Annotated in this window: 9 protein-coding genes; 3 read left to right on the forward strand and 6 right to left on the reverse strand. The window is 59.8% G+C overall.

From position 1 onward, the window contains the following. Window positions 1–24: 24 nt before the first annotated feature. The gene (locus CYR52_RS14350; protein WP_072928358.1) at window positions 25–606 is read right to left on the reverse strand and encodes a flavin reductase family protein; all 582 of its coding nucleotides are present in this window, start codon (window positions 604–606) and stop codon (window positions 25–27) included. A gap of 554 nt (window positions 607–1,160) precedes the next feature. Between CYR52_RS14350 and CYR52_RS14355 the strand changes: the two genes are divergently transcribed. The 3 genes from CYR52_RS14355 to CYR52_RS14365 all read left to right on the forward strand — a co-directional run bounded on the left by CYR52_RS14355 (window position 1,161) and on the right by CYR52_RS14365 (window position 4,828). Further along, window positions 1,161–2,813: a glucan biosynthesis protein D gene (locus tag CYR52_RS14355; RefSeq protein WP_072928359.1), complete on the forward strand. Its 1,653-nt coding sequence runs from the start codon at window positions 1,161–1,163 to the stop codon at window positions 2,811–2,813. Window positions 2,814–3,219: 406 nt separating this feature from the next. Continuing rightward, window positions 3,220–4,317 carry a glycerol dehydrogenase gene (locus CYR52_RS14360; RefSeq protein WP_072928360.1) on the forward strand — a complete coding sequence of 366 codons (1,098 nt, stop codon included), beginning with the start codon at window positions 3,220–3,222 and terminating at the stop codon, window positions 4,315–4,317. 118 nt (window positions 4,318–4,435) lie between these two features. Then, entirely contained in the window at window positions 4,436–4,828 is a 393-nt protein-coding gene (locus CYR52_RS14365; RefSeq protein WP_072928361.1) for a VOC family protein, read from the forward strand. 9 nt (window positions 4,829–4,837) lie between these two features. Here CYR52_RS14365 and CYR52_RS14370 read toward each other — a convergent pair whose 3' ends face one another. The 5 genes from CYR52_RS14370 to CYR52_RS14390 form a co-directional block, all read right to left on the reverse strand. Beyond that, on the reverse strand, window positions 4,838–6,118 hold the full coding sequence (locus CYR52_RS14370; RefSeq protein WP_101828805.1) for a DUF445 domain-containing protein: 1,281 nt from the start codon (window positions 6,116–6,118) through the stop codon (window positions 4,838–4,840). Window positions 6,119–7,047: 929 nt separating this feature from the next. Next, entirely contained in the window at window positions 7,048–8,271 is a 1,224-nt protein-coding gene (locus tag CYR52_RS14375) for a conjugal transfer protein TraF (RefSeq protein ID WP_101828833.1), read from the reverse strand. A gap of 576 nt (window positions 8,272–8,847) precedes the next feature. Next, entirely contained in the window at window positions 8,848–10,446 is a 1,599-nt protein-coding gene (locus CYR52_RS14380) for an efflux transporter outer membrane subunit (protein WP_101828806.1), read from the reverse strand. Between the two features lies 1 nt (window position 10,447). Next, window positions 10,448–12,016 carry a DHA2 family efflux MFS transporter permease subunit gene (locus CYR52_RS14385; RefSeq protein WP_072928363.1) on the reverse strand — a complete coding sequence of 523 codons (1,569 nt, stop codon included), beginning with the start codon at window positions 12,014–12,016 and terminating at the stop codon, window positions 10,448–10,450. Continuing rightward, window positions 12,013–13,245: an HlyD family secretion protein gene (locus CYR52_RS14390; RefSeq protein ID WP_394853999.1), complete on the reverse strand. Its 1,233-nt coding sequence runs from the start codon at window positions 13,243–13,245 to the stop codon at window positions 12,013–12,015. The genes CYR52_RS14385 and CYR52_RS14390 overlap by 4 nt, the downstream gene beginning before the upstream one ends. Window positions 13,246–13,612 lie beyond the last annotated feature (367 nt).

Genomic DNA, 13,612 nt, shown 5'->3' on the forward strand with positions numbered 1-13,612 from the left:
CTCAAGTATATACACCCTGCGCCATTACAGGGGCTTAGCCTGCACCGTCTCGCCGCTCAGCACAAACTGGCCGCCGCCGAGGTGGTGAATCGAGTGCAGCGCCCGGTTTTCCGGGGTGAAGTGCCAGCGCCCGCTATGGAACACCCGCGCATCGGCCGCCGCCGCCAGCACCTCGCCAAAGCAGGTGTCATACTTCTCCTGCGACCCGGCCTCAGGCAGCAGGCGGCACTCCAGCCAGGCGGCACAGCCGGTTTCAATCAGCGGTACGCCGGTCTGTTCCCCGGCCTGCGCCGCAACCTGATAACGTGAAAACTTCTCTTCCTCACGGCCCGACACGCTGCCGAGTGCGTAGGCGGTGTCGATAAACGCGGCAGTCGGGACGCAGATGCCGAATACGCCGCTCTCTTCGATCAGCGTGCGGCTCAGGGTACTTTTATCCACCACGATCGCGATGCGCGCCGGGGTGAACTCCACCGGCGTTGACCAGGCGGCGGTCATCACGTTGCGTTGCTGGCCGTCGCGGCTGCGGCTGGTAATAAGGATGGTCGGGCCGTGGTTCAGCAGGCGGCTGGCGTGTTCCGGCAGTACCGGTTGGAAAAAGGACATAGTGATTCCCGGTCAGTAAAAAGAAGCCAGAGTGTAAAACATCTGTCACCGGCTGCGGCAAGGTAAGTGTGCGCACCGTTCACCCCTACATGTAGTTACAACATACTTATTGCCGCAACGGCACCCTCAGGCAGCAGCGGTGCAGGGGGCACAATAAAAGGCTAAAAAGCGGGTAAAGCAGGAATGAGGGCGGCACACCAGCACGTGACCACACGCGCAGAAATTCCGCTGCATTTTCAACCACACGCTCAGAGCAATGGATACAGAATGTTCTTAAACCTCGTCCTGCGCAGAACTTTTCCGCAACTGCCGGGCAACATATTGCGGCGCGCCCGCAGCCCGCATACACTGCGGCGTGGCGTGTGCTGCCTGTTGCTGAAAGCAGGGCGTAACGGGCTGTGATTGTTGGGTATTGCCGTATTCACGCCATGAATTTTCCGTCACCCTTGATGTCGTAAATTTTCGAGCCCCGGCGTGGCCCTTTTTGCCGCATCCCTTATTGCGGCCAGGACGCCCGGACTGACACTTTGCCCAGCACAGGAACTTCCTCAGGCATGGAAAGAAGAGCATTCCTTAAAGCATCACTGGCGTTTGCCGCCTACTGCGGTACGCCGTTGATGTCGTCACTATTCAGCCGTTCTGCGGCGGCCGCCGACGTGGCAGACGGCGATGTTACCCCGTTCGACTTCTCCACCCTGCAAAACATGGCCCGCGATCTGGCCGCCACCCCGTTCGGTGGCCCCCCGGCCGCCTTGCCGCCGACGCTGGCCGGGCTGACCCCGCAGGCGTATAACAAAATCCAGTATGACCATGACCACTCGTTGTGGAACGGCAACGGCGCAGGCCGCCAGCTGGATGTGGAGCTGTTCCATGTCGGCATGGGCTTTAAACGCCGGATACGCGTCTATTCCGTGGATGCGGCCAAACAGCAGGCGCGCGAAATCCACTTCCGCCCTGAGCTGTTTAACTACCACGATGCAGGCGTTGACACCAAACAGCTGGAAGGGCGGGACAACCTCGGCTTTGCCGGCTTCAAAGTCAACAAAGCCCCGGAGCTGACGCGCCGGGACGTGGTCTCTTTCCTCGGGGCGAGCTATTTCCGTGCGGTGGATGATACCTACCAGTACGGCCTCTCCGCCCGCGGCCTGGCCATTGATACCTTTACCGACCAGCCGGAAGAGTTCCCGGACTTCACCGCCTTCTGGTTTGAGACGCCGAAGCCGGAAGACACCACGTTCACCGTGTATGCGCTGCTCGACAGCCCCAGCGCCACCGGGGCATACCGCTTTACTATCCTCTGTGAGAAAGAGCGGGTGGTGATGGAGATTGAGAAACACCTCCACGCGCGCAAAGACATCAAACAGCTCGGCATCGCGCCGATGACCACCATGTTCAGCTGCGGCACCAATGAACGCCGGATGTGTGACACCATCCACCCGCAAATCCACGATTCCGACCGGCTGGCGATGTGGCGCGGCAACGGCGAGTGGGTCTGCCGCCCGCTCAACAACCCGCAGCGCCTGCAATTCAACGCCTATGCGGATGACAACCCGCAGGGCTTCGGGTTACTGCAAACCAACCACGACTTTGATGATTACCAGGATGTGATCGGCTGGTACAACAAGCGGCCGAGCCTGTGGGTCGAGCCGATCGGCAAGTGGGGCAAGGGTGCCGTCAACCTGATGGAGATCCCGACCACCGGCGAAACGCTGGATAACATCGTCTGCTTCTGGCAGCCGGAGCAGCCGCTGCGCGCCGGGCAGTCGCACAGCTACGCCTACCGTCTCTACTGGGCCTCTGAGGCGCCGGTGAAAAGCCCGCTGGCGAACATCAAAGCGACCCGCACCGGCATGGGCGCGTTCCCGGAAGGCTGGGCGCCGGGCGAAAACTACCCCACGGTCTGGGCGCGCCGTTTCGCAGTGGACTTCATCAACGGTGAGCTGAAAGCCTACGCCGACAAGGGCATTGAGCCGGTGATTAACGTCTCATCCGGCCGGGTCAACAATATTGAGATCCTGTATGTTGAGCCGATCAACGGCTACCGCATCCTGTTCGACTGGTTCCCGGACAGCGACAAAGCCGACCCGGTCGAGATGCGCATGTTCCTGCGCTCCCACGACACCACGCTGAGCGAAACCTGGCTCTACCAATATTTCCCGCCGCCGGCCGATAAGCGCAAATATATCGACGACCGCCAGATGCGCTAATTTTTTGCCCTGCGTCTGTCAGCTAACAGCCCGCGATTGCGGGCTTTTTATCGCCTGCGCATTAACCCGGCCTGGGCCGCGGCAGTTTATTTTCCCGCCGCGCGAACAGGCGTAACCCCTTATTTTCGTTATCATGCCGTTGCAGTGATGTTTGCGATTTCCTTTGCAAATCATGCGGTTTCTGCTACCACCCGGCGGCAGGGCGGCGCATGATGCTCTACGCTTTATCAGGTGCCGGAAATAAACGCACCGCTGTCGCCGGAGGTGTGTGAATTTAAAGTTAATTAGTAACATTAAATTCACATAAAATGCACTGCGCGCCGGCAGACTATTTTCGGCAGTGAGGATAATCTCTTCCGGCCTGAACATCAGGGCCGGTTCATGTCTCCACCAAGAGGTAAAAGCCATGAGTAAATTTGTTTTTTCATCACCACGGAAATATGTACAGGGAAGCGGCGTCATTGAAGACCTGGGGCGTTACCTGCCTGCGCTTGGCGATAATGCCCTGCTGATTGCCGATGAGATTGTCTGGGGCATTATCGGTAAGCGGGTGGAAGCGGCCCTGGGTGAAGCGGGCCTGCGTTACCAGTTTGAGCGCTTTAACGGTGAGGCCTCCAGCAATGAGATCTCCCGGCTGGCGGCCGCGGCAAAACAGGGCGGCACCACGCTGGTGGTCGGGCTGGGCGGGGGCAAAACCCTGGACACCGCCAAAGCGGTGGCGGACGAGTTGCACCAGCCGGTAGCGATTGTGCCGACCGTCGCCTCCACCGATGCGCCGTGCAGCGCCCTGTCGGTTATCTACACCGACGAAGGGGTTTTTGACAGCTACCGCTTCTATGACAAAAACCCGGATCTGGTGCTGGTGGACACCGCCGTCTGTGCGCAGGCCCCGGCACGCCTGTTTGCCTCCGGCATTGCTGACGGGCTGGCAACGTACGTCGAGGCGCAGGCCGTGAAACGTTCCCACAGCAAATCGATGGTCGACGGCGACCCGACCATCGCCGGGATGGCGATTGCCGAAGCCTGTGAGAAAACGCTGCTGACCTACGGCTACAGTGCTTACAAAGCGGTAGAGCAGAAACTGGTGACCCCGGCAGTAGAAGCGGTGGTGGAAGCCAACACGCTGCTCTCCGGCCTGGGCTTTGAGAATGCCGGGCTGGCCGGGGCGCACGCCATCCACAACGGTTTTACGGCGATCCAGGGGGATATTCACCACCTGACACACGGTGAGAAAGTCGCTTACGGCACCCTGACCCAGATGGTGCTGGAGCAGCGCCCGGATGAGGAGATCGCGCGTTATGTGCGTTTCTACCGCGCCATCAGGATGCCGACCACGCTGGCGGAAATGCACCTGGAGAATGAGACCTTTGAGAATCTGGTCAAGGTTGGTGCACTGGCAGGCAGTGAGGGTGACACACTGAACAACCTCAACCCGAACCTCTCCGCAGAAGATGTGGCCCACGCGATTCTGGCGGTGGACGCCTTCAGCAAAACAGTGAGCTAAGCGGTTCCCGGCCGGGCGGCACGCTGTCGCCCGGCACACTGTTTTACCGCGACAGGGTAGTACCGGCACAGGGTATTACCGTCTCACACCTTTCCGCTCACCTCTGTCAGGAGCCGGCATGTTTTCGCATGTTTACCTCGGCGTGAATGATTTCACGCGCGCCTTTCAGTTTTACAGCACGCTGTTACCGGTACTCGGCCTGCAACTGAAATTTTGTGATGAGCAGGCGCAGTGTGCAGCCTGGTGGCAGGCGGGCGTCGCGCGGCCGTTGCTGGTGGTCAGCCGCCCGCACAACGGTGAGCCGGCCACGCCCGGTAACGGGCAGATGACCGCGCTGCTGGCACGCAGCCGGGCGCAGGTGGATGAGGCGTATGCCGTGGCGTTAGCCCACGGCGCGCAGGATGCAGGCGCACCGGGCCTGCGGCCGCATTACCATCCTGACTATTACGGCGCGTATTTCCGCTGCCCGGAGGGCAACAAACTCTGTGTCTGTTGCCATGCGCCGGAATAGGGGGGAATGTCAGGGCAGCAGGCGCGGCAGCACCAGCGGCAGCAGTGAGAAGAGATAGAGCAGCAAACCGATACACGCCCCGACGAGGGTGCCGTTGATGCGGATGAATTGCAGGTCTTTCCCGATGTTCAGTTCAATCTGGTGTGACATTTCCGCCTCATCCCAGCTTTTCACCGTATCGCTGATGTGTTTGGTCAGGAAGGCGGCGAAGTCCGGGGCCATACGCCCGGCGGCCTGTTCAAGCTGGCGGTTCAGGGTGCTGCGCAGGGTGGCGTCCTGTGCCAGTGTTTCGCCCAGCCAGCGCCCGGCATCGCGCATTTTCTGCTGGAGCAGGGAGTCCGGTTTATCCAGGTCATTACGCATCCACTCGCGCAGGTCGCCCCACAGCGCTTTGACGTAAGTATTCAGCGTTTCGTCATGTTTCAGGTAGCTTTTGATCTCTTCTGCTTTCAGCGCCATTGCCGGGTCATGTTTCAGGCGGCTGATAAAGCTTTCCACTGCCATATCAAAGCGCACGCGCAAGGCGTGGCCGCGGTCGGCGCTGATTTCATCCAGGATGGTGCCCACCGCGTCAGCAATCATGTCGGCGCCATGTTCGCCCAGCCAGCTGGTCGGCAGGATTTTCTCTTTAATCGGGTGTTCGCGTTTCACCCAGCGCACGATCTGGCGTGACAGGGTGGCGCGGGTCGAGGGTTGTTCCAGCGTGCGGATCAGTTGGGTCACGGCGCTGTCGAGCAATTCCTGATGCCGTCCCTCTTTGGTCATGCTTTCCAGCAGGGTCGCGACGGATGCCGTAAGGTCGATTTTGTCGATCAGGGTAAACAGGGCTTTTTTGAGGAACCGTTGGATGCGCACATCGTCGGTCATTTCAAACAGGCCGCGCAGCACCCGCACCAGGTAGCGCGCCATCCGTTCGGTGTTGGCGGGGGTATTCAGCCAGTCGGCCAGCATGGTTGCCGGGTCATAGCGGCGGATCAGCCCGACCAGGGAGTTAGCATCCAGGAATTTTTCCTGCACAAACAGCGCGAGGTTATCCGCAATTTTATTTTTATTGCGGGGAATGATGGCGGTATGGGCACCAATCAGCGGCAACGGCACGCGGCGGAACAGCGCCACCACGGCGAACCAGTCCGCCAGCGCGCCGACCATAGCGGCTTCCGACACGGCCTTAATGCCGTCAACCCAGAGGTTGCGCGGCAGAAACAGGGTAATAACAAACACGGCCGCCGCCGCGAGTAACAGCAGCAGGGCATTGCGCTTACTGCGTTTGAGTTCTTTTTCTTTATCCATAAGAACAGTTTAGGATCATTTTTTACCGGAGCGCAAAATTTTCCCGGCCCGCAGAAGATTACCGCGCCATAAGAATCCTCACCGAACAGCGCCGGGCGAGCACATCACACATGCAAAACCCGCCCCTATTTTTTCCTGATATACCTAAAAATTTGCAGAAGTGGTAGGGGCATAAAAATCATTGCCGAGCGGAGCCGCATGGCCGGATGAGCGGACAGGACACAGCAAGAATCTGTCTACTATTTCCTTACATACTTAAGAATTTGCAGTCAGGTGGGGGCATAAAAATCATTGCCGAGTGAAGCCGCAGGGCCGGGCGAGCGGGCAGGACACAGCAAGAATCTGTCTACTTTTTCCTGACATACCCAAGGATTTGCAGTCTGGTGGGGGCATAAAAATCATTGCCGAATGGGGCTGCAGGCCGGGCGAGCACACCGCACATGCAAAATCCACCCCTACTATTTCCTTACATACCTATAGATTTGCAGTCAGGTGGGGGCGTAAAAATCATTGCCGAATGGAGCCGCAGGGCCGGGCGAGCGGACAGGACGTCCGCGAGAGGTACAGCCACGCTGGGAGCGTGTCTGTACCGGCCCGAGCAGCCCGGAGGCGAAGTGGGGGTTACCCGCGGTAGCGGGCAATGATTCAGCCAAACCACCGAAAGTGCGCGGGTGCAGGGCGAGCGCACTGGCGCGCCCTGCTCGGTTGAGGCAATGAAGGACAGGTAGACAACTGCACATGAGCAACCGAAACATGCCACTTGACCCGTAGAAGCCGTGACGCGTACACAATGCCTGCGGGTGCAGGGCCGGCGCGCCGGCAGGCCCTGCTCGGTTGAGGCTCAGCAACCAGGGTGGACAACCGCACATAAACAACCGAAACATTCCACCGCACATGAGCAACCGAAACATGCCACCCTAATCACCCAATCAGAACGTAAACCCTACCTGTGCCACCGCCCCCCAGGTATTGTCATCCCCGACCATCCCCGTCAGATCCAGGTGCACTTTCTTGTACGGGGACAACCCGATACCGCCGGTGAACACATTGGTGTCATTGGACTTCATGTCCGCCCGGTAACCGGCGCGCAGTTGCAGCCAGTCAAAGGCGCGGAACTCGGCCCCGACCCCGGCGTACTGGCTGTCTTCTTCCGATTTGAAGCGCTTGGTCGGCGTCATATCCACGTCCGCCGTGGCGGTGATGCGCTCGTTATGCCAGGCCGCACCGCCGGTCACCAGCGGGCGGATCTGGTAGGTATCGCGGTAGCCGTTCACCTCTTTGGTGTCGATGTCACGCGGCACCAGGTTCTGCGCGCTGAGGCCCAGCGTCCAGGCGTCAGAAAGATCGGCCGATAGCCCGGCATCCACGTTGAAACCGGTATTGGATTTCTCATACTCACCGTTGGTGATGTCTGACTTATCGTAGTCATACACCGAGGTGTAGTAGTTATAGAGCGTGGTGTGCTGGATTTTCGGCGTCACACCCACTGACACCGGCAACCCGCCGACGTTGAATTCATGGGCCATGGCCACGCCATAATCGGTGATAATTGCCGCCCGCCCGTGTGCGCTGGAGGTGAGGCGGTCTTCATCGCCCGGCAGCGGGATGCGCACGCCGTCGGCGATCTGTTGCAGGTAATCAATATCCCCCTGCGATACATCGGTGCTGACGTGCGCATTGCCGTAGGCTTTCACCACAAAGGCGAGCGGCAGTTGATCGTTCGGCAACGTCACCGCCAGCGAGGCCCCGGCATTGGCCCAGGCCTGGCTGCCCTGAATGCCGCGCAGGTCACCCGCTAAATCGCCTGCCGCCCGGCGCAGGGCGCTGTAGCTGGTGACGTTGTCGCTGTAGCTGTCCACGCTGTCGGAAAGGTCATCAATTTTGTCGAGGATCTTATCTTTATCCGTGACTTGCACCCCTACGGCCGGGAAAATGACGCTGATATCATCGGTGCCGGTCGCTTTGGTCATCAATGCCGGGTTAGCCAGCACCGCAGAGCCATACGTGGAAGACGCCACACCGGTGCCGCCCATCGCATCGTTACGGGCCTCAAAATAGTTGCCGGCGGCCAGCGCACTGAGGGGGGAAAGCAGAAAAAGCGGAACAAACACGTTGCGTGAAGAGACGCGGAAGAGACCCAATTTACTCGCCATTTTATTTACCGAGGCCATCGTATTTCCCGAATAAGAACCCGGCGTATCTGCCGGGATAACCATGAATTACCCCCATCATGAAACAGAATGGGGCGGATCATTGCTGTGAATAGGCACGGTTATTGGCGGCTCTTTCGGCCTTGCCTTTTTATAATTCGGTGTAAAGCAGCACCTGACCCCGGCAGAAACCCGCCCGGCAGGTGAAAAAAGAGACTGCCCCAGAAGCATAAGCGATTTTTATTACAATCACAGGAATTTTCACATTACCCCCGGCAAGTGAAATCACCCACGCTGGCTTGCGTATTATCTTTTTTTATTTATGTAGATGATTTTTAAGAGTAAAAATTGATTTCACCCTCGGCAAAAAAAGATGAAATACGTGCACAAACTGCGCAATGCATTTTATTAATAACCCTGTGAAAACTGTGATTAATAAGCCCGGCTCATCGGTATGGTTGAAAAGCGCTATTCTGCCGGCGGTAGGAATAAAAAGGCCGGCAGGGGCGGGGGCATCAGTGGGGAAACAACGCGGCATACTGAGGAAATAAAAAAGGCGCCCAACGGGCGCCTGGTGTTTCAGGGGGTGGCGGGCACGGTTTGTGCCGGGCCAAATACCGAATAGCTGGGCAGGGCAATATTCTGGTAAGGCTGCCAGCCGCCTCCCAGCGCTTTATACAACGCCACCAGATCGGTGCTGGTTTGCACCCGCGCCTCGGTGGCCTGTTGCCGCGCCTGCGCCAACTGGCGCTGTGCATCCAGCACATTAATAAAGGTGGTGATGCCCTGGCGGTAACTTTCACTCGCCAGATCGTAAGCGTTCTGAAGCGAGGCGGCAGTGCGCTCCAGCCCGTCAACCCGGTCCTGATCGGTGCGGTAACTCACCAGCGCATTTTCCACATCCTGCAACGCGGTCAGCACCGTCTGGCGGTAGTCCAGCACAGCGCTGGCCTGTTGCGCGCGTGACAGCCGCACATTGGAGACCAACCGCCCGCCCTGGAAAATCGGCAGCGAAATCTGCGGCCCATAAGAGTAGAAATGGCTGCTCCAGTCGGTGAGATAGTCCGCATCGGTGTTGCGCATCCCGACCTGGCCGGTCAGGGAGAGGCTGGGGAACATCTGCGCCACCGAGACGCCGATCTCCGCGGTGGCCGCGTGCAGGTTTGCCTCGGCCCGGCGCACATCCGGCCGGCGGCGCGCCAGTTCTGCCGGAACGCCCACCGGCACCGCCGCCGGGATCGGCGGCAGCGGTTTCACAGCCCGCAACTCAGTATCCAGCGCGCCCGGTGGCTGGCCGAGCAGCACCGCCAGCGCGTTCATCGCCTGCCGTACCTGCGCCTGATAACCCGGCAGCTGCGCCTCCAGTGACCCAAGCTGCGCCTGCGCATTCTCCACATCCAGTTGCGGCGCCAGGCCGTTTTTCGCCTGGCTCTGCGTGAGGTCGGTGGTCTGGCGGGCGATATCGATCTGCGTTTGCAGCGTGTTCAGCACGCTCTGCGCCCCGCGCAGTTGCAGGTAAGTGCGCGCCACTTCCGCTTCCAGCGACACCAGCGCATCGTTGCGCTGCTCCACGGTGGCTTGTGTCTGGGCATCGGCCGCTTCCACTGCCCGGCGCGTTTTGCCGAACAAATCCAATTCCCAGGAGGCGTCAAACCCGCCCTGGAACAGCGTAACCGGCTTCGTCACGCTGCCCAGCGCATCCGCCGCTTCCGGGCTTTCCGCCTCAAGTTGCCCCGGAATATCGTGCGCTTCCAGTATCCCTTTCAGCCCGAGTTGCTGGCGGTTGACGCTGGCCGTGGCATTCACGGAAGGCAGATACGCCCCGCGCGCCTGCGTCACCTGTTCCCGCGCCCCGGCAATGCGCAGCACCGTCTGCTGCAACGACAGGTTGCCGTTAATCGCCCGGCCAATCAGGCTGTCGAGCTGCGGGTCGTTAAAACTGCGCCACCAGGCCGGGTCCGGCTCGCTGGCCAGCGCCACGGAGCCGGGTTTCGCCTGGGTATGAGACGCCAGATCGTTAAATGCCTTGGGCGTCTGTGCCTGCGGCGGCTGGTAATCGGGGCCAACGGAACACCCGGCAAGCGCCAGCACCGCCAGGGCCACCGCCAGCCGTAAAGGGGAAGGGGGCAGCAGGCGCAACGGCGCCCGTGCAGAACTGAACAAGGTAGAGACAGCCATGTCAATGACCTCCGGCACTGCCTTCGCTCTTGATCGGCGAAAGCAAGAAACAAAATGGAATCATGATCAGCGACATTATCCCGCACAGCATAAATACGTCGTTATACGCCAGCACGCGGGACTGGCTGATCATCTCTTGGTATAGCTGCGCTGTGGCCAGCGTCACCGGGTCGCCCACCGCATGGCTGAAATCCCGGATTGCCGCCGCGCCGCGTTGCACCGCCTGGTTGAACTGCTCATCCAGCGGCGTCATGTTTGGTGCGAGGTACGCGCTGTGGGTCTGGGAGCGCTCGGTGATCGCCGCCGTAGAGAGCGAAATGCCGATTGAGCCGGCCACGTTGCGGAACATTGAGAACAGCGCTGCGCCGTCTGCATTCAGCTTGGGTGACAACGTCACAAACGCGATGGTGGTCAGCGGCACAAACAGGAAGCCCAGCCCAATCGACTGCGCGCTGCGCATCAGCACCATGGTTTCGAAATCCACATTCGGCACCAGGCGGCTGGAGTAGATAAAGGAGAGCAGCAGCAACAGGAAGCCAAACGCGATAATCAGCCGCGTCTGCACTTTCGGCATCAGCGCCAGCACCAGCGGGATCGACAGCACAATCAGCACCGCGCCGGGCGACATCACCAGCCCGGAGAGGGTGGCAGTATAGCCGAGTTGCTGCTGGGCCAGTTGCGGCATCAGCACCGAACTGCCGTAGAGGATCATCGCCATCCCTGCCATCAGCAAACTGGCGACAGCAAAGTTGCGATCCTTCAGGCAATGCAGATCCACCACCGGTTTGCGGGCGTAGAACAGCCAGTAGATCGCGCCCACCAGCCCCACCAGCGCCAGCACTGCAAACAGCACAATAAAGCTGGACTGGAACCAGTCATCATCCTCGCCGCGGTCGAGCATCACCTGCAGGCAGCCCAGCCCCAGGGCGATAAGCCCAATGCCGATGTAGTCGATGCTGAGTTTGCCCGGCTCAAGCCGTTTCTCCCACGGCGGATCTTCCAGCAGTTGGAACACCGCCAGCACCGTCAGCACGCCGACCGGGATATTGATCAAAAATACCCAGCGCCAGCTGTAGTGGTCGGTGATCCAGCCGCCCAGCATCGGGCCGAGCACCGGCGCCACGATAATCGCGATGGACGACAGGCCAAACGCCTTGCCGCGATCTTCCGCTTTGAAGTAGTCGAGCAACACCGACTGTTGCACCGGTTGCAGGCCGCCGCCAAAGAAGCCCTGCAAAATGCGGAACAGGATCATCTGCCAGAGCTCGGTGGCGATGCCGCACAAAAACGAGCAAATCGTGAACATGCCGATGCAGATCAGGAAGTAGTTTTTGCGGCCCAGCGCCCGGCTGAAGAACGCCGACAGCGGCAGCACGATGCCGTTTGCCACCAGATAGGAGGTGAGCACCCAGGTGGACTCGTCATAACTGGAAGAGAGCGACCCGGCGACGTGCGGCAGCGCCACGTTAACGATGGTGGTGTCCAGGATCTCCATAAACACCGCCAGCGTCACGACCAGCGCGACGGCCCAGGGGTTACTGGCGGGTTTCCATTGACGGTCGCCACTCATTCCACAGTCACCTTCGGCACCACGGAGAGGCCGAGCGGCAGCGGGAACTCAGGGTCCAGCCCGCTGTCGAGGACAATCTTCACCGGCACACGCTGCACGATTTTCACATAGTTGCCGGTGGCATTTTCAGACGGGAAAGCGGAGAAGCGAGAGCCGGAACCCTGCTGGATGCTGTCCACATGGCCGTGCAGCTCCATGTCCGGGTAGGCGTCTACCGTGACCACCACTTTGTCGCCGGGGTTCATGTGCTCAAGCTGGGACTCTTTGAAGTTGGCGGTGACCCAGACGTCACGCGATACCAGCGAGAACAGGGAGGAGCCGGCCTGCACCAGCGTGCCGAGCTGGACGTTACGCTTGGTGACGTAGCCGTCAAACGGCGCGCGCACTTCGGTATAAGAGAGGTTGAGGTTGGCGGTTTCCAGTTGGGCATTGGCCTGCGCCACCTGTTGCCGGGCAGCCTCGACATTGGCCGCGGCCTGGCGGATTTGCAATTGCACCTGGGCTGCGACCTGCACCTGCGCTTTGGCGTTTTCCAGTTCCGCATTGGCGGAGCGGAGCTGCGCATTGGCGGCATCGATATTGCGCTGGGTCGTGGCACGCGGGTCAACGCCGCGCTGGCGTTTGTAGTCCGCCTGCGCATTCACCAGATTCGCCTCTGCCTGCGCCTGTTGCGCTTTGGCCTGCGCCAGTTGTGCCGGGTACTGGACTTTTGCCAGGGCGAGCTGCACTTCGGCCTGATGCAGCTGGGACTGTGCCATACCCAGTTGCGCCTGGGCGCGGTCACGTTCCGCCACGGCGTCACGCGGGTCAATTTTCACCAGCAGCTGGCCTTTTTTCACCGGCTGGTTATCTTTTACCGCCAGATCGGTGATATAGCCGGAGACTTTCGGCGCAATGGTCACGGCGTCGCCTTCGGTAAAGGCGTCATCGGTGGTGACCTGATTGCGGGTCATAAACCACCAGACCAGCGCGACCACCACCATCACGGCCACCACCACGCCGAGGATGATCAACGGTTTCTTGCCGGGGCGTTTGCGGGTGTTTTCCCCGTCGTCCTGCTCGTCGTTGTTCTCCTGGTTATCCGATTTTTTATCAGCCCGGTCAGAGGGTTTTTTATCCTTTCCCGTGCCGTTATCGTTCTGTTGTTGGGTTCCCGGTTTACGCGCCTGATCGTCCTGCGCGGCAGCGTCCTGTGACGCGTTATTTTTATCGCTGTTCATAGGTCTCATCTGTTATGGCAGCAAACCGCTGCACCAATTCATAAAGAAAGTGACTCTTTCACCCTAGAGCGTACTGCGCACTTTGCAAGTTGACCTCTGGGAAAAGCCTGAATTCGCGAGGGGATAGCACTATTTGTCAATCTGTGTAAAGGGAGAGGGGCGGCCACCCGAGCCGCAGGCGGGGAAAATGTTTCGGTTGTTCATATATGAGCTTTTACAAGGCGGTGGATTGTTTCGGTTGTTTATGTGCGGTTGACTACCCGGCTTTCCGAGCCTCAACCGAGCAGGGCCTGCCGGCGCGCCGGCCCTGCACCCGCGGGGATGGTGTACGCGGTACGGCTTTTTAATAGAGCAGTGGAAGGTTTCGGTTGCTCAT

Origin of the sequence: Chimaeribacter arupi, from assembly GCF_002858805.1 — a bacterium.
Lineage (GTDB): Bacteria > Pseudomonadota > Gammaproteobacteria > Enterobacterales > Enterobacteriaceae > Chimaeribacter > Chimaeribacter arupi.